The organism is Pseudomonas sp. SWRI81 (assembly GCF_014268545.1).
GTDB lineage: Bacteria > Pseudomonadota > Gammaproteobacteria > Pseudomonadales > Pseudomonadaceae > Aquipseudomonas > Aquipseudomonas hamedanensis.
This window is the reverse complement of record NZ_JABWQS010000096.1, coordinates 1-1,051: the sequence shown is the minus strand read 5'-3', so window position 1 is coordinate 1,051 and position 1,051 is coordinate 1. Positions and strand designations below refer to the sequence as shown.

Genomic DNA, 1,051 nt, shown 5'->3' with positions numbered 1-1,051 from the left:
TTGATTTCGTACCGGGCGATCACCGTTCCGCCTTCATTGTCCTTGATCAACTTGGCTTCGATGTTGAACGGGACTTCCTTGCCGGCGGTGAACTCGTTCAGCTTGATCGAGTCGGTGTACTCACCGGTGATCGAACCGATCCAGAACATGAACACTTCATCGCCGGCGACCGTTTCGATGTACGGCACGGTCGAGGTGGTGCCGGCAGTGTCGGCGGGCAGGACGCCGTCCACCACGCCGGCCACCACCGGTTCAGGCAGTTCCAGGCGTGGTTCGCCGACTCGCAGGATCTCGGTGTGAATCGACTCGCGAACGGCCCGGGTGGCCTCGAACGGGTCCAGTGTGGCAAGCACCGCGGCGGCGACCAGTTGCTGGTAATAGAACTCGGCCGTACCACCGTTGACCGGGGTCAGATGCTTGCCGTCAATCTTGTGCTGCAACGGTTTCGCCTCGACGATGTCGTTGTGGGTGATGGGGCGCGTTGGCAGGTCAGGCAGGTAGGGCTTGAGGCCTGGCGTGGTGCCGAGCATGACTATCTTGAGGACCTGGCCTTCGACAAAGGATTTGTCGAAGGGAATCTCGAGACTGATTTGCAGCAGTGTCGGGTCCAGCGCCCCGGAGTTCTCGTCCAGCATGATCGGCGCGGCCAGCCGCTGGATTTCGCCGATGGCGCGGATGAACTGGCTTTTGGAGCGTAAATCGGCAGAGGCATCGGCTTTTTCCAGGCGGTGGGACAAGGTGATCTGCGACTTGGCCAACTGGCGCAGCACGGCGTTGGGCGCCTTGGTTTCAATAATGCTTGGCAGGCTTGTCAACTTCACGCCTTCTGAAGGTTCCCAGTCAATCGGCGGCCCTTCGACGGGGGTGCCCTTGATCCTGATGAAGACAATGTCACCGACTTTGAACTTGCTCGTATCTGTGGCGATTATCTGCACGGTGCCATCGGCATCGCCCAGCTTGTCGACGTCCAGCACGTTGTTCAGCGTTTCCCTGAGCAACGGCGCGACCAGCCGAGTCGCATCAACCGCCACCGGCACACGCTGCTCGGGGC

1 protein-coding gene is annotated in these 1,051 nt (G+C 60.6%); it reads right to left on the bottom strand.

Annotated elements, in window-relative coordinates; translation table 11 throughout:
- A partial coding sequence (locus HU765_RS26590) for a hypothetical protein (protein ID WP_186624074.1) occupies window positions 1-1,051 on the bottom strand: 1,051 nt, incomplete at both ends.